This window comes from Anabaena sp. AL93, assembly GCF_001672085.1.
In the GTDB taxonomy this organism is placed as follows: Bacteria; Cyanobacteriota; Cyanobacteriia; order Cyanobacteriales; family Nostocaceae; genus Dolichospermum; species Dolichospermum heterosporum.
This window is the reverse complement of record NZ_LJOU01000032.1, coordinates 1-18,557: the sequence shown is the minus strand read 5'-3', so window position 1 is coordinate 18,557 and position 18,557 is coordinate 1. Positions and strand designations below refer to the sequence as shown.

Annotated in this window: 22 protein-coding genes, 2 pseudogenes and 1 CRISPR repeat array; of the genes and pseudogenes, 12 read left to right on the top strand and 12 right to left on the bottom strand. The window is 36.4% G+C overall.

Annotated elements, in window-relative coordinates:
* The first annotated feature begins 56 nt into the window (after positions 1–56).
* The 3 genes from AN486_RS10430 (at position 57) to AN486_RS10420 (ending at position 949) form a co-directional block, all read left to right on the top strand.
* The gene (locus AN486_RS10430; RefSeq protein WP_053539606.1) at positions 57–380 is read left to right on the top strand and encodes a hypothetical protein; all 324 of its coding nucleotides are present in this window, start codon (positions 57–59) and stop codon (positions 378–380) included.
* 3 nt (positions 381–383) lie between these two features.
* Positions 384–659: a DUF6516 family protein gene (locus AN486_RS10425; protein WP_053539607.1), complete on the top strand. Its 276-nt coding sequence runs from the start codon at positions 384–386 to the stop codon at positions 657–659.
* A gap of 161 nt (positions 660–820) precedes the next feature.
* Complete coding sequence (locus AN486_RS10420) at positions 821–949, top strand: DUF6516 family protein (protein WP_234413194.1); 129 nt, start codon at positions 821–823, stop codon at positions 947–949.
* A gap of 58 nt (positions 950–1,007) precedes the next feature.
* A CRISPR array of direct repeats spans positions 1,008–1,257; the repeat unit is 37 nt; unit sequence GTTTCAATCCCTAATAGGGAGTAAATGAAATTGCAAT.
* 278 nt (positions 1,258–1,535) lie between these two features.
* Here AN486_RS10420 and bchB read toward each other — a convergent pair.
* Together bchB and AN486_RS10410 are read right to left on the bottom strand one after the other, a co-directional pair.
* Positions 1,536–3,062, bottom strand: coding sequence for a ferredoxin:protochlorophyllide reductase (ATP-dependent) subunit B (gene bchB, locus AN486_RS10415; RefSeq protein ID WP_053539608.1), 1,527 nt, complete (start codon positions 3,060–3,062; stop codon positions 1,536–1,538).
* Positions 3,063–3,304: 242 nt separating this feature from the next.
* A complete protein-coding gene (locus tag AN486_RS10410) occupies positions 3,305–5,776 on the bottom strand; it encodes a BsuBI/PstI family type II restriction endonuclease (RefSeq protein WP_053539609.1) in 2,472 nt (823 codons plus the stop codon).
* Between the two features lie 84 nt (positions 5,777–5,860).
* On the opposite strand from AN486_RS10410, the pseudogene AN486_RS10405 reads away from it, so the two are divergent.
* The 6 genes and pseudogenes from AN486_RS10405 to AN486_RS10380 form a co-directional block, all read left to right on the top strand.
* Positions 5,861–6,322: pseudogene (locus AN486_RS10405) on the top strand (Uma2 family endonuclease); the annotation flags it as partial.
* A gap of 45 nt (positions 6,323–6,367) precedes the next feature.
* The gene (locus AN486_RS10400; protein WP_234413412.1) at positions 6,368–6,835 is read left to right on the top strand and encodes a 3'-5' exonuclease; all 468 of its coding nucleotides are present in this window, start codon (positions 6,368–6,370) and stop codon (positions 6,833–6,835) included.
* Positions 6,836–6,892: 57 nt separating this feature from the next.
* Positions 6,893–7,150: an AbrB/MazE/SpoVT family DNA-binding domain-containing protein gene (locus tag AN486_RS10395; RefSeq protein ID WP_053539610.1), complete on the top strand. Its 258-nt coding sequence runs from the start codon at positions 6,893–6,895 to the stop codon at positions 7,148–7,150.
* A gap of 85 nt (positions 7,151–7,235) precedes the next feature.
* Positions 7,236–8,048, top strand: a complete 813-nt coding sequence (locus AN486_RS10390; RefSeq protein WP_053539611.1) for an Rpn family recombination-promoting nuclease/putative transposase — start codon at positions 7,236–7,238, stop codon at positions 8,046–8,048.
* 222 nt (positions 8,049–8,270) lie between these two features.
* On the top strand, positions 8,271–9,626 hold the full coding sequence (murF, locus tag AN486_RS10385; RefSeq protein WP_053539612.1) for a UDP-N-acetylmuramoyl-tripeptide--D-alanyl-D-alanine ligase: 1,356 nt from the start codon (positions 8,271–8,273) through the stop codon (positions 9,624–9,626).
* A gap of 334 nt (positions 9,627–9,960) precedes the next feature.
* Complete coding sequence (locus AN486_RS10380) at positions 9,961–10,167, top strand: hypothetical protein (protein WP_053539613.1); 207 nt, start codon at positions 9,961–9,963, stop codon at positions 10,165–10,167.
* Positions 10,168–10,275: 108 nt separating this feature from the next.
* Here AN486_RS10380 and AN486_RS10375 read toward each other — a convergent pair whose 3' ends face one another.
* Together AN486_RS10375 and AN486_RS10370 are read right to left on the bottom strand one after the other, a co-directional pair.
* On the bottom strand, positions 10,276–10,605 hold the full coding sequence (locus tag AN486_RS10375) for a hypothetical protein (protein ID WP_053539614.1): 330 nt from the start codon (positions 10,603–10,605) through the stop codon (positions 10,276–10,278).
* A 341-nt stretch (positions 10,606–10,946) separates the two neighbouring features.
* Positions 10,947–11,348, bottom strand: coding sequence for a fasciclin domain-containing protein (locus AN486_RS10370; RefSeq protein WP_027401651.1), 402 nt, complete (start codon positions 11,346–11,348; stop codon positions 10,947–10,949).
* 117 nt (positions 11,349–11,465) lie between these two features.
* On the opposite strand from AN486_RS10370, the gene AN486_RS10365 reads away from it, so the two are divergent.
* Positions 11,466–12,404: a putative 2-dehydropantoate 2-reductase gene (locus tag AN486_RS10365; RefSeq protein WP_290600501.1), complete on the top strand. Its 939-nt coding sequence runs from the start codon at positions 11,466–11,468 to the stop codon at positions 12,402–12,404.
* Positions 12,405–12,787: 383 nt separating this feature from the next.
* Here AN486_RS10365 and AN486_RS10360 read toward each other — a convergent pair whose 3' ends face one another.
* The 5 genes from AN486_RS10360 to AN486_RS10340 form a co-directional block, all read right to left on the bottom strand.
* On the bottom strand, positions 12,788–13,345 hold the full coding sequence (locus AN486_RS10360; RefSeq protein WP_035081470.1) for a CBS domain-containing protein: 558 nt from the start codon (positions 13,343–13,345) through the stop codon (positions 12,788–12,790).
* Between the two features lie 159 nt (positions 13,346–13,504).
* Entirely contained in the window at positions 13,505–13,960 is a 456-nt protein-coding gene (locus AN486_RS10355) for a CBS domain-containing protein (RefSeq protein WP_290600498.1), read from the bottom strand.
* A complete protein-coding gene (locus AN486_RS26670) occupies positions 13,957–14,316 on the bottom strand; it encodes a hypothetical protein (protein ID WP_367142433.1) in 360 nt (119 codons plus the stop codon). The genes AN486_RS10355 and AN486_RS26670 overlap by 4 nt, the downstream gene beginning before the upstream one ends.
* A gap of 12 nt (positions 14,317–14,328) precedes the next feature.
* Positions 14,329–14,688 carry a thioredoxin gene (gene trxA, locus AN486_RS10345; protein WP_290600496.1) on the bottom strand — a complete coding sequence of 120 codons (360 nt, stop codon included), beginning with the start codon at positions 14,686–14,688 and terminating at the stop codon, positions 14,329–14,331.
* Between the two features lie 185 nt (positions 14,689–14,873).
* Positions 14,874–15,479 (bottom strand): nucleoside monophosphate kinase, encoded by a 606-nt coding sequence (locus AN486_RS10340; protein ID WP_168636467.1) that lies wholly within the window; start codon positions 15,477–15,479, stop codon positions 14,874–14,876.
* A gap of 133 nt (positions 15,480–15,612) precedes the next feature.
* Between AN486_RS10340 and AN486_RS10335 the strand changes: the two genes are divergently transcribed.
* Positions 15,613–15,954, top strand: coding sequence for a recombinase family protein (locus AN486_RS10335; RefSeq protein ID WP_015079420.1), 342 nt, complete (start codon positions 15,613–15,615; stop codon positions 15,952–15,954).
* A 243-nt stretch (positions 15,955–16,197) separates the two neighbouring features.
* Positions 16,198–17,382 (top strand): CBS domain-containing protein, encoded by a 1,185-nt coding sequence (locus tag AN486_RS10330; RefSeq protein WP_290600490.1) that lies wholly within the window; start codon positions 16,198–16,200, stop codon positions 17,380–17,382.
* Positions 17,383–17,534: 152 nt separating this feature from the next.
* Here the strand turns inward: AN486_RS10330 and AN486_RS10325 are convergent, their stop codons facing one another.
* The 3 genes and pseudogenes from AN486_RS10325 to AN486_RS10315 form a co-directional block, all read right to left on the bottom strand.
* Positions 17,535–17,753: a hypothetical protein gene (locus AN486_RS10325; protein ID WP_052150100.1), complete on the bottom strand. Its 219-nt coding sequence runs from the start codon at positions 17,751–17,753 to the stop codon at positions 17,535–17,537.
* A 261-nt stretch (positions 17,754–18,014) separates the two neighbouring features.
* Positions 18,015–18,263: pseudogene (locus AN486_RS10320) on the bottom strand (FAD-binding oxidoreductase); the annotation flags it as partial.
* Between the two features lie 16 nt (positions 18,264–18,279).
* Positions 18,280–18,557: transposase (locus AN486_RS10315; protein ID WP_290600487.1), on the bottom strand; the 278-nt coding region annotated here is incomplete at its 5' end.

Genomic DNA, 18,557 nt, shown 5'->3' with positions numbered 1-18,557 from the left:
CTTCGATAAATGAGATATAGTGAAGATACAAATTGCCGACCAAGGAAAATTACATTATGAATACCCAATTAGTTGAATCTATCACTCAAATCATCCTCTCTTTATCCCCAGAAGAAAGGCAGCTTTTAGAAAGCAAAATTAATAATGTCAAATTATCTTCACCATTAGCAAATTCAACACAACAAGATATTTCAGATTTAGAACAAAAATTAAAGAATTTTGAGACAAAATATCAAATGTCTTCTGGTGACTTCTATCAAGAATTTCAAGCAGGTAAATTAGGAGATGAAATAGATTTTTTTGAATGGAGCGTATTTTATGAAATGTGGACTAATGCTCAAAATACTATTCAGATAAATACGAATTTAATAGCTAGTTAAACAATGGAAATACAAGATTATATTAATACAGTAAAAATTAAATTAGCTACTAGCCGCATTATTATTAAAATCGCTATTGTGGAAGAAAAAATTTTATTGGATCGTGGTTATTTCCGTACTAGATTAACTTTAGTAAATAATGATTTCTTAGAAATAGCAGAGTCCTTTACTATTATTGAGGGACATTTTGTAACCCTTGGTTATCGTTATCAGTGGATGGATGAACAAAAGGAAAATTTAAGAAAACGTTGGGATGAAGAAGGAGTCAGGAGTCAGTAGCCAGGAGTCAGAATCAATCAGTCGAGGATTCAAACCTGCGACTGATTAAAGACCACCAAATCTACGATTTGGTGGGGGTCTTAAACCCAGTTATTCATCCGCCACTCGCACAGAATTCATTCTGAATTCTGACTCCTGACTCCTGAATTCTGTTCAATAATGTGCAGCATTTTCCAAAATTACCTAATTTTCCCCATCATGTCCATATAATTGAAGAATCTAATGTAGAACCTAGCCAATCTCGTAGTATTCTGGAATTAATTGAACTCATTGAAAAAGAATTAATGTGAACTTATAAAGTGCGTAAGTCCTGAATAAGAATTATTCCAATAAGAATAACGCATTCATGTTTCAATCCCTAATAGGGAGTAAATGAAATTGCAATGATCCAGAACCAACAGAAGCAGTAGAAGGCCACCGTTTCAATCCCTAATAGGGAGTAAATGAAATTGCAATTAAGATTATAATCATCTAAATCACTATTATTTAAAAGTTTCAATCCCTAATAGGGAGTAAATGAAATTGCAATTTGGGCGATCGCTAGTGGGATGCGATCGCTCTGTTTCAATCCCTAATAGGGAGTAAGTGAAATTGAATGGAGATTTTCTTTGATGATTTTTTGCCACAGTGGAACTATACTGCTAAACCACAACAACATTTAGAATTGTAAGTTATTTAATCCACATTCCTAAGAGACTTCCAAATAAAAAAATGTCCCAAAACTGATGCAGAAATTCTCTCTCTGTGTACTCTGTGCCTCTGTGGTTCGTTTCTTAGGATAATTTATTTCTTGGAAGTCTCTAACTATAAACACTAATATAAAAAAAGCAAGTAGCGAAGGTTAAAATATTCGCCCTCACTACTCACTCTTCTTACCTACGCACCTACAGATTCCTTAGCGGCATACAACACCTCAGCCGAGATATCTTTAAACCCACGTTCACGGGCAAACTTTTCGGTATTTCGCTTCACTTTTCCGCGCACAAAACCAGGAATCTTATTCAATTCCGCTTGACCATCTTTTGTCCAATTCAAACCAGATTCTGCGGAAATTCCTTTGGTAATTACTTCCTTTGTATCGTGTCCACCAAAGATTTCTAATAAGTGATCTTCCATTCCCAAAGTGAAGGAATTGTAGATTAAATCAGTGATTTGATTTGTGCCTTCATAACCCATAAATGGTTTGTAACCAATGGGGAAATTCTGCACGTGAATTGGTGCTGCAATGACACCACAAGGAATATCCAAACGTTTACCAACGTGACGTTCCATCTGTGTACCAAATATAGCAGAAGGTTCAACGCGAGCGATCGCATCCCCAATTTCACCATGATCATCTGTAATCAATACTTCATCGCAATATTCGCTCACCTGTTCTCTAAACCAGTCAGCATCATACTTGCAATAAGTACCAGCCCACACCACGTGAATCCCCATTTCCCGCGAGAGAATCTTCGTTAAAGCCGCCGCATGAGTATTATCACCAAAAACCACCGCTTTCTTCCCTGTCAAGTTCTGACAGTCAATAGAACGGGAAAACCAAGCCGCTTGGGATACGTGCAGAGTTTGTTCATTAATGAAGTCTTCATAATTAACTTCCGCACCTTGAGCGTTAATTACCTGCTGAATTTTACGGATACATTTAGCAGTTTCCACTACACCCATTGGCGTAATATCTACGTAAGGAGTCCCGAATTGTTCTTCTAAATATTTAGCTGTAGTTAACCCCAGTTCCCGATAAGGAATTAAGTTAAACCAAGCTTGAGGCATAGTTTTTAACTCGTGAACAGACGCACCTTCAGGAATAACAGTATTTACCTGAATTCCCAAATCAGTCATTAACCGCTTCAATTCGGTGACATCATGGTTATTGTGGAAACCCAGAGTAGAAACCCCGATAATGTTAACTGAGGGTTTGACTGTTTTCTCTGTTGGTAATTCCCCCCGCTTCCGGGCTTTCTCAATGTAATATTGGACGATTTGTTGTAAGGTGCGATCTGCGGCTTGTAATTCATTGTAGCGGTAATGGTTCACGTCCGCCAGCATTACGTCCCCTTTTGCTTCCAATTGCGCCCGTTCGACAAAGTTATGTAAGTCCTCTTGCAAAATGCTGGAAGTGCAGGTAGGAGTTAAAACGATTAAATCGGGGTGTTCTTCCGCGTCTTTGCGGGTGATGTTGTCTACCACCTTTTCTTGAGAACCTCGCGCTAAAACGTTTCTGTCAACGACGCTGGTTGTAACTGGGGTAAAGTTTCTCTCCCGCGATAACATGGAACGCATAACGTTGAAGTAATCATCACCCAGGGGCGCGTGCATGATAGCATGAACGTTTTTAAAAGAACTCGCAATTCGCAAAGTTCCAATGTGGGCGGGGCCTGAATACATCCAGTAAGCTAACTTCATCCTGTGTTCTCCCTTGACAAGTTAAATAACTATAAGTGCTTGATTATTAAATCGTTTCTGATTTTCTCAAACCTAACCGCTATGAACAAATAAGGTTTGTTGCGAGGTTATTTGATGTGGGAGAGGGTGAAACCTAGTTGCTGACTGGGTTATGGCTGATTATTTAAACAATATTTATGTTGTTTAAGTAAATAAATCTTAATGATTTGCAAAATATTTGGATCAAAATCTCCAAACCGATTTTACCGATTTTCATAAGGTCCAAGAAATCTCTCTCCGTTAAAATGAATTAAATGATCTGCTTGGTCTGCTACCCAAACTTCTGTTTCCCAAGAAATCTCAGCTAGATACCGAGTCATGTCCTTGCGACTGGGAAAAGCAGTCATAAAAACTAATCCCTTATTACTAGACTGAAACAGTTTTCTTAGTTCATTGTGTCGTTTTAAATTCACAGGTCCATGACTGGTGACAGCTTCTATTAATATTAGCCAGTCTTGTTGTTGATAATAAATTACAACATCTGGCATTTTACCATGAGGATCTAAATCAATTCCTATTTCTCGAAACTTTTGAGTTTCATTAATAATGAACTTATCCCCAGCATCACCGACATAAAGAACCAAACCTCCTGGTGTAAATCTGGGACAAAAATTTTCTAAAATGTCTTTGATTAAATTATTTTGTCCACCTGATGATAGATAAATTGCTTGTCCATTGGGTAAACTAACGGGAATTGTGGAGATATTCCGAGTTCTATCCTGCAATAAATTCTTGACAGAAATAGTATAATTACGACGAGATTCTTCCCACTGATCAGAACCATAAGATTGTATCAGCGAAAGTGCTTGTTGCTGAAGTTGATAACACCATTTAGGACTATTAATTGGTCGGTCGGGTTGATCTGGATTTTCCACAACTAAACCCATTTGTACAAACTGGTGCATTGTTTGTCTTCTCACTGTTTCCCTTGTATTGGGTGCGTATTGTTTTCCATAAAAATCACGAAACCAATCCATCATTTCAGTAATTCTGCGTTTGGGTGTTGTTGCTTGATCCCAAGAAGTTTCCGGTCGAATGTCTGCCAATGCGAGTAAGCACAGTGCGGATCTTTCGTTTTGCTGTTCTTTGGGTGCAGAAATTTCTTCAAGAATAGTTAGTGCTTCTTGAATACGTTTACTAGCGTGAATTGTGTTGATTGCTTCACTCATAATTGATAGATTTTGATGTACAAGTTGATCAATTTGATCTTGATCAAACGCAGATTCATGAATTTGTGTTCCTAGTTTTATTAAATCATTTTTACAGGGGTATTTAATTTTTCGTAGGTCTGTAGCATTAACTTGTGTGTTACCACTAAATAGGCGAAAGTATTGATCAAATAAAGTTGAATTGAGAAATGCTGTTAAACCTTTTGCTAGGTCGAGATTCATTCCCTTTCCTTTAGCATGATAATAGTTAAGATGGTTTTCTATACCCAGTGCCGATGAATCTATAGGGTAAGATACAGCAGCAACAATACGGCGTTTTTCTTCCTTTGCAGAAAACCGTTTGACTACAATATAACAACCTGATGGAATTAACCATTTTTGTGTTTCTTGATTCTTTTCAATAGCAATTGATTTTTTCGGTTTTGTGGGAGGAAATAACACTTTTCCTGGTTTGATAGATTCTGGGTAAATTAAGGGAACTGTTTGATCATCTAAGGAATTTCTTAAAGATGATTTGAGACGAAAATCTACAACTGGACCGGTTGAAATTTCCAAACTAAGTTCTTCTAATGTAGATGGAAATTTATCCATTTGCACTTTTAAAGCATCTTCCAAAGAGTTGGTAAGAACATGGATAAACATTTCAGGATCATTTTTTTCAATAACTTGGTTATAGGGAACAAGTCTCATTTCCGAAAAACTATCTAATTCTTGTTCTGAGTTAATACTTATTTCTATAAATTTAGGTTTAATTTCTGTTTTTGTAGCATGAAAAATAATATTTTCTTGTAAAACATTATCTTCTGCAAAAGCTAATGAGCGACTTTCAAATATATGAATATTTTGGAGTACCATTTTTTCCAAAAAAGCTTGGCGAAAAGGACGAAAATAACTACCATTACAAAAGCTTCTCGGAGTAATTGCCACTATCTCTCCATTTATAGAAAGTTGTAATATGGATAGCCAAACAAATGCACTATATAAATTTACCGTTTCAATTCCCAGCTTTGACAGTATTTTTTTCTCAATTGATTTACTGTTAATCTTTTTATAAGGTGGATTCATAATAGCATGAGTAAAATTCTGGGTATAAGTATTAAAAAGTGGTAAATTATTTTCTGTAATACTTCCAATAAAGCTTTCATTCTGTAAACAATAATCTGCTTTAATCCCTCTATTTTTTAAGGCTTGACAACAGTGATTAAGACATTCTTGCAGCGAGGGTATAAAGCTTGCTTCTACTTCATAAGCTGTGATAAAACAACTTTCAACTTGATTAGAATTCGTCAATAATCGCTCTACAAAAGCAGCAGTTAAAGACCCAAAACCAGCACCAGGATCTAGTAAATTAATATGACCTGATAAATTGTTAAATTGTCCTGCCATCAATCTCGCAACTGTCGCAGGAGTCATAAATTGACCCAATTCACTTCTTTGTTTTGGGTTTAATTTTGCCGATAAATTAAATCTATTTATATCTGTGGAGTCTGTCAAGAAAGTTGTCATGTTATAGACAATAAAATTAGATAATGAAAATTGTGAATAATTTGCTATGATACACTCAGGGCTTTATTACTTATTACAAAAACTATGGTAAAAATACCCTTTCTGGCTTCAACAATTCCTCCTTTAACAAACGGGGATAAACTCACCCGTTATGAATTTGAACGGCGATATAATACAACATCTAAACCTAAAAAAGCTGAATTAATTGAAGGAATTGTTTATATTATGCCGGCTGCTCTGCGTTTTAGAAGTCATGGACAACCTCATGGTCGCATCTTAACATGGATTGGTAATTATGAAGTTTTAACTCCTGGTGTGGCATTAGGAGTTGAACCTACAGTCCGGCTAGATTTAGATAATGAACCTCAACCTGATGCAATTCTGATTATTATACCAGAAGCAGGTGGACAAACTCGAATTAGTGAGGACGATTATATTGAAGGTGCGCCGGAGTTGGTGGTAGAAATTGCTGCTAGTAGTGCAGCTATTGACCTACATGGCAAAAAACAAGCTTATCGTCGCAATGGAGTCAAAGAATATATAATACTTGATGCTATTCCTCGTTGTTATCCCTTGATACATCCTGATTTAATGTTTACCCGTGTCTTTGGTGATAGCATTGAGTCTGTAGTAAATGAAGAAAGACGTTTATTTTATGTGGCTTTAACTCGTGCAGTTGAAACTTTATTTATTATTACAGAAAGTACAAATTCATCACCTTTTCTTGACGAATTAAACAGGAGAACAGAAATTTCTATATTAAATTGGTCAGATTATCAAACTTTTATTGGTGTGGGGACTGTACAGTATATTACTGTTAAAGTTGGCAATCAAATTGGTAAAGGTAGCAATGGTACTTACACAATTAGCCATTTGTTGAAAGCTGAAGGTTATGAATGGAATAAAACAAAAAAAGTTTGGTATCGTACCTATCCAGCAGAAGGTTTTTCAATTCCAGAATATTTTAATAATGTAAATTGGATTTCTCAAGCTGTGGGAATTGAAGTGCGGTTTTATGACGATGCGGAAAATGAATTAGCATTTTATCATATTGACTAATATAGCTATGAATATATGTTAAAATTGGATTACCATAAATAGTGGAAAATTATTGCAATGGAAATTACTAAACTATCAACTCAAGGTCAAATTACTATTCCCCAAGTTTTAAGAGATCAGTATCATTGGCAAGATGGACAGGAATTAATAATAATTAATTTGGGGGATGGAATTTTATTAAAGCCTAAAAAAACTTTTCCAGAAACAACATTAGATGATGCTGCTGGTTGTTTGAATTATCAAGGAAAAGCCAAAACAATTGAAGAAATGGAACAAGCGGTAGCACAGGGAATAGAAGAATTAGGTCATCAATGATTGCTATTGATACTAACATTATGTTTAGAGATGAAAAATTTATTAAAAAGTCTCAAAATTTTACAGTGTTTAACAACTTTTTAAAATGAAAACAGACAGCATATTTTACCGATTATTTCAAGAAATACCCAGCATATTTTTTGAACTGATTGGTAACTCTCCCCAACTAGCAGAACTTTATCAATTTTCATCAGTTGAAGTTAAACAAACAGCCTTGAGAATAGATGGAGTTTTCTTACCTAACCAAAATACAGATAACCCCATCTACTTTTTAGAAGTACAATTTCAATCAGATAAGGATCTCTACCATAGACTTTTTAGCGAAATATTTCTTTACATTCGCCAAAACAACCCCAAAAATCACTGGAGTGCTGTAGTTATCTATCCAACCCGCAGCATAGATACACAAGATATTCAGCATTATCAAGAATTCTTCACCAGTCAACGAGTTAGAGTTATTTATCTCGATGAATTAGCAGAAACAACATCTTTACCCATTGGTATTGCTACAATAAAACTAATCATCGCTAACCAAGATAATTCCATTACCCAAGCTAGAGAATTAATCACCAGAACTAAACAAGAGATAAATTCTCAACTTCAACAGCAACAACTCTTACAAATTATCGAGACAATTTTAATTTACAAGTTTCCAAGAATGAATAGGGAGGAAATAGAAGCCATGTTTGGATTAAGTGAGTTAAAACAAACCCGATTTTATCAAGAAGCAAAAGAAGAGGGAAAGGAAGAAGGTGAACGCAAAGCTAAGTTAGATGCAGTTCCTGGTTTAATAGCATTAGGTTTAACTAGAGAACAAATCGCACAAGTTTTAAATTTAAGTCTGGAAGAAATTAGCCAGATTATCCAACAACAGAATATCAACACAAAGGACAAATAAACATGATTTAATCAGTTCCAGAAAATACTACTGTTGAAGAAAAGGAGATTACCTAATCAATAGAATTAAACAAGAGATAGATTCTCCACTTCAACAGTAATACGTATTACAAATCATCTAAACCAGTTTAGTGTATAGAACTTCACAAAAATAAATCTTCAATGAAAGTGACACAAAAAATGATAAGGTGAATAACTTTAAAATACCCTATCGTTTATCAGTATGTCAGTCTCTATCACTATCTCTCAACTGCTTGAAGTTCTTATCGCTGAACCTGTGAATGTATCTGTATCTACCTTAACTCAGTTGGCTATTGGGATACAAACAGATACCCGCATTTTGCAACCAGGGGAAGTGTTTTTGGCTTTGCGAGGAGAAAAGTTTGACGGACATGATTTTGTACCCACAGCGATCGCTCAAGGGGCTATAGTTGCAATAGTTGATCGTCATTACGAAAATCCCGGTTTTCCGGTTTTGCGGGTTAAAGATACTTTAAAGGCATATCAACAAATTGCTAAATGGTGGCGCGAAAGCTTTGCTATTCCTGTCATTGGCATCACAGGTTCAGTCGGGAAAACCACAACCAAAGAATTAATTTCCGCAGTTTTAGCCACAAAAGGCAAAGTTCATAAAACCTACGGGAATTTTAATAATGAAATAGGTGTTCCCAAAACCCTGTTAGAAATGGGTAGAGAAAATAACTTTGCTGTCATCGAAATGGCTATGCGGGGAAGGGGACAAATTGCCGAATTGACAGAAATTGTTAAACCGACAATTGGCGTAATTACTAATGTAGGCACGGCGCATATTGAGTTACTTGGTTCAGAAGAAGCCATTGCAGAAGCTAAATGTGAATTATTAGCAACCATGCCAAATGATAGTATTGCTATTCTTAATTATGATAATCCATTATTAATGGAAACGGCAGCGAAGTTCTGGCAGGGTAAAGTTATCAGTTATGGTTTTTCCGGTGGCGATATTCAAGGAGAATTAACTGATAATGAAACTGTAGAAGTTGCGGGAATGCGTCTACCTTTACCTTTACCCGGTCGTCATAATGCTACCAATTTTTTAGCAGCTTTAGCAGTAGCCAAGGTATTAGAAATTGATTGGCAATTATTACAATCTGGTATTATGGTAAATATGCCCACAGGTAGAAGTCAACGCTTTACTTTACCTAATGATGTGGTGATTTTAGATGAAACCTATAATGCCGCCCCAGAAGCCATGTTAGCAGCTTTACAGTTGTTAGCAGACACACCCGGAAAGCGAAAAATTGCGGTTTTAGGGGCAATGAAAGAACTAGGAGAAAGATCCCCAGAACTTCATCGAAAAGTTGGAGAAATGGTCAAGAATTTGCATCTGGATGGTTTATTGGTATTAGTTGATGGTCAAGATGCGGAAATTATTGCTAATAGTGCCGATAATATATCTTGCGAATGTTTCACAAATCATGCTGATTTGGTAACAAGATTAAAAACATTTATGCAAACAGGCGATCGCCTATTATTCAAAGCCGCCCATTCTGTGGGATTAGATCGAGTTGTTAACCAATTGCGGGCAGAATTTACCAATTAAAAATTCCTGGTATTTCAGACAAAACAAACTTAATTAAGTCTGGTTTTTCGGATAAATATAATACACCGAAAAAATAACTTTTTTCTAGAGATGTTGCATGAAACATCTCTACCATATAGCAAAAAATCAAAATAAAAAGTCTTTTAGTCAAGAAAAAATAATTACTAATTGCCATCAATAACTAGACAAAACTATTTCAATAACGTCTTATCCATTGGCATCAAAGCCTTGAATTTATAAATTCTTTTTGAAAGAATAAAAACTAAGGTTAGTGCATATCACATCTGATCTTACTTATCTTTTATCAAGATAATACATACAAGGAGGAATTATCATGGCTAATATCCAAATATCCGCATTACTTCCTGTTGGTTATGATTTATTTAATGATGCTGCTAGTTTTATGAATGAATTAGCTACCGATGAAGTACAAAACGTTATCGGTGGTGGTTATTCTGGATATCATAGCTGGGGAGGTAACAGTTGGGGCGGCAACAGTTGGGGCGGTTATAATCATCACCACTGTGGTTCTTGCTGCTAAAATCTAAACATTGGTAAAATTATATCCCCGATTTCTTTAAGAAGTCGGGGATATAGAAAGTTGAAATAAAATTACGTTTTTACTTCTAACTTTTGATTGATGCTGTCATTATTTACCTAGAGAAAATAATTGTAGAGGATTTCTCCGCCAGATAATTACTAAAAGATTAGTTAATAAACAGGTGACAGCTAGGGATAACAAGACATACGTGGGTAACATCACTACACCAATCATAAACCAAGTATAAACGTGCAGCATCATGATTGCAGCAAATGTACAGGCTAGTGTCACAGATGCCCAGACTTGACTCATGGGACGATTGAGAAACGCGAGGATAATCGTTAATAAGGTAGTCAAGACATTGGCCGGGACTAGAAAGCCACAGATACCTATACAGTGATTGCGGGAAAATTCAGTTAAGGTGTGAAAATCTAACATTAATTTTGGGGGATAGATAATTGTAGGTTCTTATGATTAGGTTTTATTATAAATTCCAGGCTACTTAGGTAATCTTATCTCAAAAGTGAGTGGCTACACCATTTATGTTACATTTTTTAAAGAATTAGCCCTAACAACTCAATTTCTTAATTTTAATTATACTCAAAACGGCTTGATTGTTTGATTCTAAAGGTAGGGGGTAAAGCATGAGCTAAACCCCTACACATCTGGGTTCTTTGTCATTTGGCAAAAGTTTAGATCTCACCCGTGTTTAGTATATAGAGACGTTGCTTCCAGCGTCTCTATCAGAATGTCAAAATCAAAAAATTCAGCTTGTGGGACTAACCCATCAAAATCACAGTATCAATAACGTGAATTACACCATTATCAGCAATAATATCTGCTGCTAAAACTGTGGCGTTTTTCACCTCAAAACCATCTTCACAATTAATTTTGATGGGAGAACCTTCCACAGAATTGACTGTACCTAGTTTCGCTAAATCATCCTTTGTTAACTTTCCAGGAACAACGTGATAGGTTAAAATCCGTGCTAACTGGGGAATATTTTGTAATAAAGTTGTAATTGTGCCTGGTGGTAACTTAGCAAAAGCGTCATCAGTGGGTGCAAACACGGTGAATGGACCCGGACTTTTTAATGTTTCCACTAACCCAGCAGCAGAAACAGCAGCTACCAAAGTTTTAAACGCATCATTACTAACTGCAATATCAACAATATCAGCCATGAATTTTACCTCTCTAGCAAAGCTTCTACAAGATAGTAAATCATGTTTAAGTTTTATTAATGACAATTCTGGTAAAATATAGTCTGATGATTTTCTTCAGTTTTTTTTATACATCAAATGGATAAACGCACTTATGCAATATTAGGAACCGGCGCATTAGGTGGATTTTATGGCGCAAAACTCCAAAAATCCGGTTTAGAAGTTCACTATTTACTCAAAAGCGATTACCAACAGGTAAGGGAAAATGGTCTCATTATTGAGTCTAAAGACGGTGATTTCACCCTCCCCCAAGTTAATGCTTATAACAATGTAGACAAAATGCCACCGTGTGATGTGGTAATAATATCACTAAAAACAACCCAAAATCAACTTTTACCCCATTTATTACCACCAATAGTTAAAGATGACGGGGTAGTATTGGTATTACAAAATGGACTGGATATAGAAGCAGAAGTTGCAGAAATTGTCAATAATGTCAGCATTATTGGGGGTTTATGTTTTCTCTGTGCTAATAAAGTTGCACCAGGACATATTCATCATTTAGATTATGGACAAATTACTTTAGGTGAGTATAAATCTAATTATCAATCAACCGGCATTACTAAAAAAATACGGGAAGTTACCACAGATTTTGAAAATGCTGGTATATCTATAGAAATGTTAGAAGATCTACTATTAGGACGTTGGAAAAAGTTAGTCTGGAATATTCCCTATAATGGCTTATCTGTAATTCTTGATGGGAGAACAGATGAATTGATGACGGATATTCACACTCGTCAGTTAGTGGAAAGTTTGATGTGGGAGGTAGTCGCAGGGGCAAAAAGTACAGGGAGAATTATTCCTGAAAGTTTTATTCAAACCATGTTAGATTACACCACAAAAATGAAACCCTACCGCACCAGTATGAAAATTGATTTTGATGAAAAGCGTCCTTTAGAAGTAGACGCAATTTTTGGTAATCCATTAAGAAAAGCAGAATTAGCAGGTGTAAATTTGCAGCAAATTCGTTGTTTATATCAACAATTAAAGTTTTTGGATATGAAAAATAGAAGTTAAATCTAAATCCTGACTCATCCTATAAAAAAATGGACAAATCAACTAAGTAGGTTGGCGTTGAAAATTGTCGTTATGGCAAGGCAAAAGGCAAGAGGCAAGAGGCAAGAGTGAAGAGGGTTTAGGCGATTTTACATTTCTTTACACAGTTTGGTTTTATTGTGTTCACCTACTTATCTCTATCAATACCTTGTCCAAATTAGAAAAAGCCTTGATTTGTAGGTTGGGTTGTGGAACGTGAACGTTCGCGGAGCAATTAGCATGAAACCCAACAAAGCAGAAAATGGACAAGGTATTGTCTATAGGTGTTATTTAAAGGGACAAAGGCAAGAAAAAACCTTTACCCCTATGAGAATTTTGGGCAAATCAGGCAAGGCAAATAATATTTATTCGACAACATTTTCCTTCACTAATCTTTGGTCAGATGCTACTGCCAGAAGTTCTTCTACAATATCCCAAGCTGCTGCACATTCACGAGAAGAATCTCCCTTAGTTGTACAAATTGTTCTCGCTTCTTCCCGTGCAACTTCTATTTCGTCTTCAATAAAGATGCGTTTTGGATTTTCAAACAAATCACTTTTTCTGAGGATATCGGTAATTGAGACGATTCCTAATAGCTTACCTTTAATTACAGGAGCGCGACGGATGCCTGTATTGGCAAATAAGCGGGCTACATACTCCACACCAAGTTCAGGATTGACAACAATACAAGGCTTGGTCATAATTTCATAAACTCGCACTTGTTTGGAGTCTTTACCGTAAGCAGCAACTTTATAAACAATATCAGTTTCACTGACCATACCATAGGGGTCATTTTCTGTGCGAGGTTCAACAATTAAAGATCGCAAACCTTTATATTTCATTAAATCTACAGCTTCTGCTACGGTTGCTGAACCACGAATTGTTACAACTTCTGTGGTCATTATGTCTTCAGCTTTCATCATCGGTTTATAAGTTCCTATCAATAGTTGGATTGAAATTTGTGGGTAACTTGTGAATTGTCATGAATTTGCAAAAATCCCGTTTCAGCTTTCTCCAGATTGCTCATTATTCTTATGTAAATGAGTATGCTTACCTGGGCAAAAAAACATGAATTATTGGATTTAATCTTCGTAAACTCTGGCTTCTAAAGCATCGGGAAATTCCTGACAATACATCTCAAAATAGCTTTTTGGATTTTCCACAAAGTCACTTTTTCTGAGAATATCAGTAATTGAGATGATTCCTAATAGTTTACCTTTAATGACAGGAGCGCGACGGATGCCTGTATTGGCAAATAAGCGGGCTACATACTCCACACCAAGTTCAGGATTGACAACAATACAAGGCTTGGTCATAATTTCATAAACTCGCACTTGTTTGGAGTCTTTACCGTAAGCAGCAACTTTATAAACAATATCAGTTTCAGTTATCATGCCATAGGGGTCATTTTCTGTGCGAGGTTCGACAATTAAAGAGCGCAGATGGCGTTCTTTCATCAGTGCTACAGCTTCTGCTACGGTTGCTGAACCGCGAATTGTCACAACTTCTGTGGTCATTATGTCTTCAGCTTTAATCATGGTTGAGATCCTGAAAGTAATGAGTATGAATTTTTGGGATTTTCATTTGGTAAATGTCTACATATGGGGGAGAATAAAATAGATTTACTCATCTCTAATATGTGCTGTTTAGAAACTTCTGGAGAAAGATTAGATGTCGTTAATGGTTGAAAATTACTTGGTATTCCAGGTGCGTAAGCTTCAATGACACTTCCATCCAGAGAGCGTATTACCATCAGGTAGTCACAAACTGGACACTCTGTGCGGATAATTTGATTAATCAAAGAATACTTGTGAGCTAGTTTTTCATCAGTTAAAAACTGACGTTTTGCTTCACTACCGCAATTAGGACATGGAAATATATACGCTCTCTGCATGGAGAAACTCCCTCAAGAAGGTGAAAGTATTTTGTTTAAAGCTATGGTGAATTTTTCGTAGGGAACTACCCCAACAACTATTTCTGATAATTCACCGTTATTGAAAAACATAACTGCGGGAATACTGCGAATACCGTACTTTTTCGCAATGCTTTGGTTTTCGCCGTCACCAACATCTAATTTGACTACTTTTACCTGATCTTTGTATTCTTCGGCTAGTTTATCCATTAAAGGAGCAACCATCCTACAAGGTCCGCACCAAGTTGCGGTACAGTCCATGACAAACAACTCTTCCGCTTCTAATAGCGATTCAAATTCTGATTTTTGGATATATTTAACAAGACTTTCATTCAGACTTTCAGAAGTAGCCATAGGTTTCTCCAGCAAAAATTTAAATTGGTGATTATGTAGTTGTAAGATGGAAAATTGTCAAATAATTGAGGTTATTTGTTGAGGTAACACAAGGCTCAGAAGTTCTATAACTCTGATGCCATAGAAATTGTAATCTTTTGATTTTTCTTTTCTTTCGCATAAAATAGGAAATATTTTTCCAGCAGTTAAATTTTTTTATTTGCTGTTAAATAAGATTTGGCAACGGAATCTTGTAAAAACTGAGTTACTATTTCAACTGAGCGATCGCCATTAATCATGGTTAAACAATTTTGTTGGCGATAATACTGAATTAAGGACGCAGAATGCTCATGATAGATTTCTATTCGCTTGTAAATGTTATCATGAGTATCATCTAGGCGACTTTGTTGCAGTAACCTTGGCAACAAAACATCAATGGGGACATAAAAGCTAAAAACTTGGTCGTAAAGCTGTTTTGATGAAGTATTGTGGTTTTTAGCCTGGATTTCTAATAGTAGTTGATCAAGAAGTTTCGCCTGGGATAAGTTACCAGGAAATCCATCCAGAATCCAACCCTGTTGAGCAGAGGCATGATTTAAGCGTTGGCGGATGATATTCAGCAGGAAATCATCTGGAACTACATCACCTCTTTCTATATAGGGCTTGACTTTTAAGCCGAAAGAAGTCTCCTTGGCGATCGCCTGACGGCATATATCATCAATGGAAATATGGGGAATTTGCCATTGGCTTGACAGTGCTGCCCCCTGCGTACTCTTACCAGCACCCGGTACTCCCAAAAAAATCAATCGCATTCAAACACCCCCTATTTCCAACCTAAGATGAGATGAAATCAACAACCAATACAATCCCCAAATATAAGATTCCTCTAGGAATAGCCAATATTTGAGATATCATATCTACAGAGGTGATTGAATTCTCAAAACTATGGCAACTGAAAAATCAAAAGACTCTTACCTGTGGGAAAAGCTAGACCAAGCCAGGAAAGCGAAAGCTGCCAGTGGCGGCTATGCCGGCTATGGTTCACCTGCTTTTGGTCAACAGTCAGTTAATGGTGAACTAGTAGAGAATCCATCTGAACAACAGATCATTGAATTAATTCGCCGTCACCACAAGTCAGGAAAATCACTTCCACAAATTGCCGCGTGGCTTAACCAGCAAGGATATACAACCAAGCGAGGCAGTCAGTGGCAACCTGTATCAGTTAAAAGGGTTTTAGACAGGCTGTATGGTAAAATACAAAGAATTTCCGGCATGGACGAAGACTGATGCCCACATTGGCTCTGATTTAGAACCACAAAGTAAAAATGTCTTCTTTGCCCTATTTGGATAGACAACTTTAAATTTTATCCCATATTTACCTTTTGAGCATTCAATCCTTTATATGTAAACTGTTTCCTCGATTTATCCTTTACATCCCTCGTATCATAACTGAAATTTGTAGAAATAATATATATATGACAAAAAACTTTACAAAACTTCATAAATTAACTTCATCAGCTATTGTCAACCATGCAAATTGATGACCCACTCATTGGCGTTCCCTGCTTAGAAGAGGCGATAGATAGGCATCCACTGGTTGTTGCGCCCCATACTTCCCTAATTAATGTTGTGAATTTAATGAATCAGACGCGAGGTAATAGTTGTTTATTACCTGATTTTGATTCAGGAATTGGCTTTAGTTCCATGGGAGGTACGCGTTCAAGTTGTATTTTAGTCATGGAAGAAACAGAAATACTGGGTATTTTCACAGAGCGAGATATTGTCAAACTTACAGCGGCGGGTAGAGATTTTGCTGATGTGAAAATAGCTGATGTCATGGTGCATCCAGTCATAACCTTGGCGGAAACTGCATTTCGGGATATCTTTGCCGCACTGTTTTTGTTTCGACGATATCGCATTCGCCACTTAGTGATAGTCAATGCAGAGGAACAACTCGTGGGGATTGTCTCCCCAGAAAGTATTAGACAAATTTTGCGCCCCACCAACTTGCTGAAAATGCGGCGGGTGTCAGAAGTAATGACAACTCAGGTAATTCATGCACCACCTACAGCCTCCGTACTCAGCTTGGCACAGATGATGGCGGAAAATCAAGTTAGTTGCGTGGTGATAGTCAAAACAGATTCCTGGAACGATGTCTTATCAGCCTTTAAACCAGTAGGAATTGTGACAGAAAGAGACATCGTACAATTTCAAGCATTGGGATTAAATTTGGCTCAAATTCAAGCAAAAACAGTGATGAGTACACCCTTATTTTTGCTAAGTCCAGAAGATTCTCTCTGGTCTGCCCATCAAGAAATGCAGCAGCGACGAGTGCAGCGATTAGTTGTATCCTGGGATTGGGGAGCAAAGTTAGCGATCGTCACTCAAACCAGCTTGTTGCGAATATTTGATCCACTGGAGATGTATGGAGTCATAGAAACATTACAAATAACTGTAGCTCAATTAGAAACCGAAAAAGCTAAATCTTTCCATAACCAAAGTAACTCCACCGAACTACCACTACAGCCAGACTTAAAGCAGATACAGAAACAACATATAGTTGCTGACGAAAACTTAGATAACTTGATTGCTACTGTGCAAAGCCGGATAGAACATTTGATCAAAAACCCTGATTTATCCACAGAATTACAGCAAATGTATTTAGGTTTAGCGACAACGGAGATGCAAAAAATCCGCCATTGTCTTCATAGCTGAAAAAATATATAGGACTATTGGGCGTTGCTGATTAAGAGTATGATTTTGTTTCACGCAGAGGCGCAGAGGCGCAGAGAGTAAGAGTTTGAAATCATTGATTTTTCAATTTCATACCCTAATTCAGCAACGCCGACTATTGTTTAGTAAGCATTCTAAAAATAAGATGCGTTTGCCCTGGGTTCTGGAACTAGCTCTTCATTAGATTCCATATCAGTTACTGCATCTTTTACTAAATCTGTAATACCTTTGAGTGTAGCATTCTGATCTTTATGAAGATAAGACAGACTGGGAAATTCAGCACACAATCCCACGAATTCTTGATCTTCTTCCGACCAAGTAACTTTATATGTGTAGTGGGTATAGTTAACCATCTTCCATTTCCTCAATTTTTTTATAGGATAGGTAAGATGCTTATGATTAGCATTAAATAAATAATAGTATCAATATTAATACTATGTCAATGGGAGCGTTAAACTAATTTGACGTATAAAATCACAAAACCTCTATTCATAACCATTTACCAGATACAGCAGATTCCGCTCTAATGAGGTACAAACTTGAATTATGAAACTCTTGTAGTGCGGACATCTTGCCCGCTGGATATGTACCTCATCACACCGGAAAGTGCTGTATTATTCAGAATAATCACTACCAGAACCAAACTTCCATTTATCTATTAACCGATGCCAATAATATCGGTTTTCTGGTGATAGATTATTAACTAATATTTCTAATCTTGGACTTAGAGAGAACAAACTAGTATACACAATTAAATTCACATAATGTAACATCCAATCTAACAAACTCAATAAACCAACTTGGGGAATGATTTTCGCAACTAATAAAGGATGAGATAAACCAGTTTTTAACAAAGTTTTTGTGGCTCTTGCGTCTCTTTTATGGAGAATTAATACTAAAGTGCCAGTTTAATAAACTACGTAATCGGAAATTACTAAAGTTACGAAAGCCATATCCAAGTCTTTTGATTAATTTGAGTTTATTATTAATTCCTTCAACAGTACCACTCGTAGTTCTGCCATCAAAATAACCTACGACTTCACCAAACCATCTAATCATTGTTCCTATACTTTTGGGAAAATACGAAAGTCCATTATGCATCCAATCTAATAAATTGATTATGCTTTCACCCCAAGACTTAGTAGATTCAAATATGT

What these genes read in the sequence shown, in the direction of transcription:
- AN486_RS10430 (WP_053539606.1), top strand. Translation starts at nt 57, where the DNA reads ATGAATACCCAATTAGTTGAATCTATCACTCAAATCATCCTCTCTTTA.
- AN486_RS10425 (WP_053539607.1), top strand. Translation starts at nt 384, where the DNA reads ATGGAAATACAAGATTATATTAATACAGTAAAAATTAAATTAGCTACT.
- bchB (WP_053539608.1), bottom strand. Translation starts at nt 3,062, where the DNA reads ATGAAGTTAGCTTACTGGATGTATTCAGGCCCCGCCCACATTGGAACT.
- AN486_RS10410 (WP_053539609.1), bottom strand. Translation starts at nt 5,776, where the DNA reads ATGACAACTTTCTTGACAGACTCCACAGATATAAATAGATTTAATTTA.
- AN486_RS10400 (WP_234413412.1), top strand. Translation starts at nt 6,368, where the DNA reads ATGTTTACCCGTGTCTTTGGTGATAGCATTGAGTCTGTAGTAAATGAA.
- AN486_RS10395 (WP_053539610.1), top strand. Translation starts at nt 6,893, where the DNA reads ATGGAAATTACTAAACTATCAACTCAAGGTCAAATTACTATTCCCCAA.
- AN486_RS10390 (WP_053539611.1), top strand. Translation starts at nt 7,236, where the DNA reads ATGAAAACAGACAGCATATTTTACCGATTATTTCAAGAAATACCCAGC.
- murF (WP_053539612.1), top strand. Translation starts at nt 8,271, where the DNA reads ATGTCAGTCTCTATCACTATCTCTCAACTGCTTGAAGTTCTTATCGCT.
- AN486_RS10380 (WP_053539613.1), top strand. Translation starts at nt 9,961, where the DNA reads ATGGCTAATATCCAAATATCCGCATTACTTCCTGTTGGTTATGATTTA.
- AN486_RS10375 (WP_053539614.1), bottom strand. Translation starts at nt 10,605, where the DNA reads ATGTTAGATTTTCACACCTTAACTGAATTTTCCCGCAATCACTGTATA.
- AN486_RS10370 (WP_027401651.1), bottom strand. Translation starts at nt 11,348, where the DNA reads ATGGCTGATATTGTTGATATTGCAGTTAGTAATGATGCGTTTAAAACT.
- AN486_RS10365 (WP_290600501.1), top strand. Translation starts at nt 11,466, where the DNA reads ATGGATAAACGCACTTATGCAATATTAGGAACCGGCGCATTAGGTGGA.
- AN486_RS10360 (WP_035081470.1), bottom strand. Translation starts at nt 13,345, where the DNA reads ATGATGAAAGCTGAAGACATAATGACCACAGAAGTTGTAACAATTCGT.
- AN486_RS10355 (WP_290600498.1), bottom strand. Translation starts at nt 13,960, where the DNA reads ATGATTAAAGCTGAAGACATAATGACCACAGAAGTTGTGACAATTCGC.
- AN486_RS26670 (WP_367142433.1), bottom strand. Translation starts at nt 14,316, where the DNA reads ATGCAGAGAGCGTATATATTTCCATGTCCTAATTGCGGTAGTGAAGCA.
- trxA (WP_290600496.1), bottom strand. Translation starts at nt 14,688, where the DNA reads ATGGCTACTTCTGAAAGTCTGAATGAAAGTCTTGTTAAATATATCCAA.
- AN486_RS10340 (WP_168636467.1), bottom strand. Translation starts at nt 15,479, where the DNA reads ATGCGATTGATTTTTTTGGGAGTACCGGGTGCTGGTAAGAGTACGCAG.
- AN486_RS10335 (WP_015079420.1), top strand. Translation starts at nt 15,613, where the DNA reads ATGGCAACTGAAAAATCAAAAGACTCTTACCTGTGGGAAAAGCTAGAC.
- AN486_RS10330 (WP_290600490.1), top strand. Translation starts at nt 16,198, where the DNA reads ATGCAAATTGATGACCCACTCATTGGCGTTCCCTGCTTAGAAGAGGCG.
- AN486_RS10325 (WP_052150100.1), bottom strand. Translation starts at nt 17,753, where the DNA reads ATGGTTAACTATACCCACTACACATATAAAGTTACTTGGTCGGAAGAA.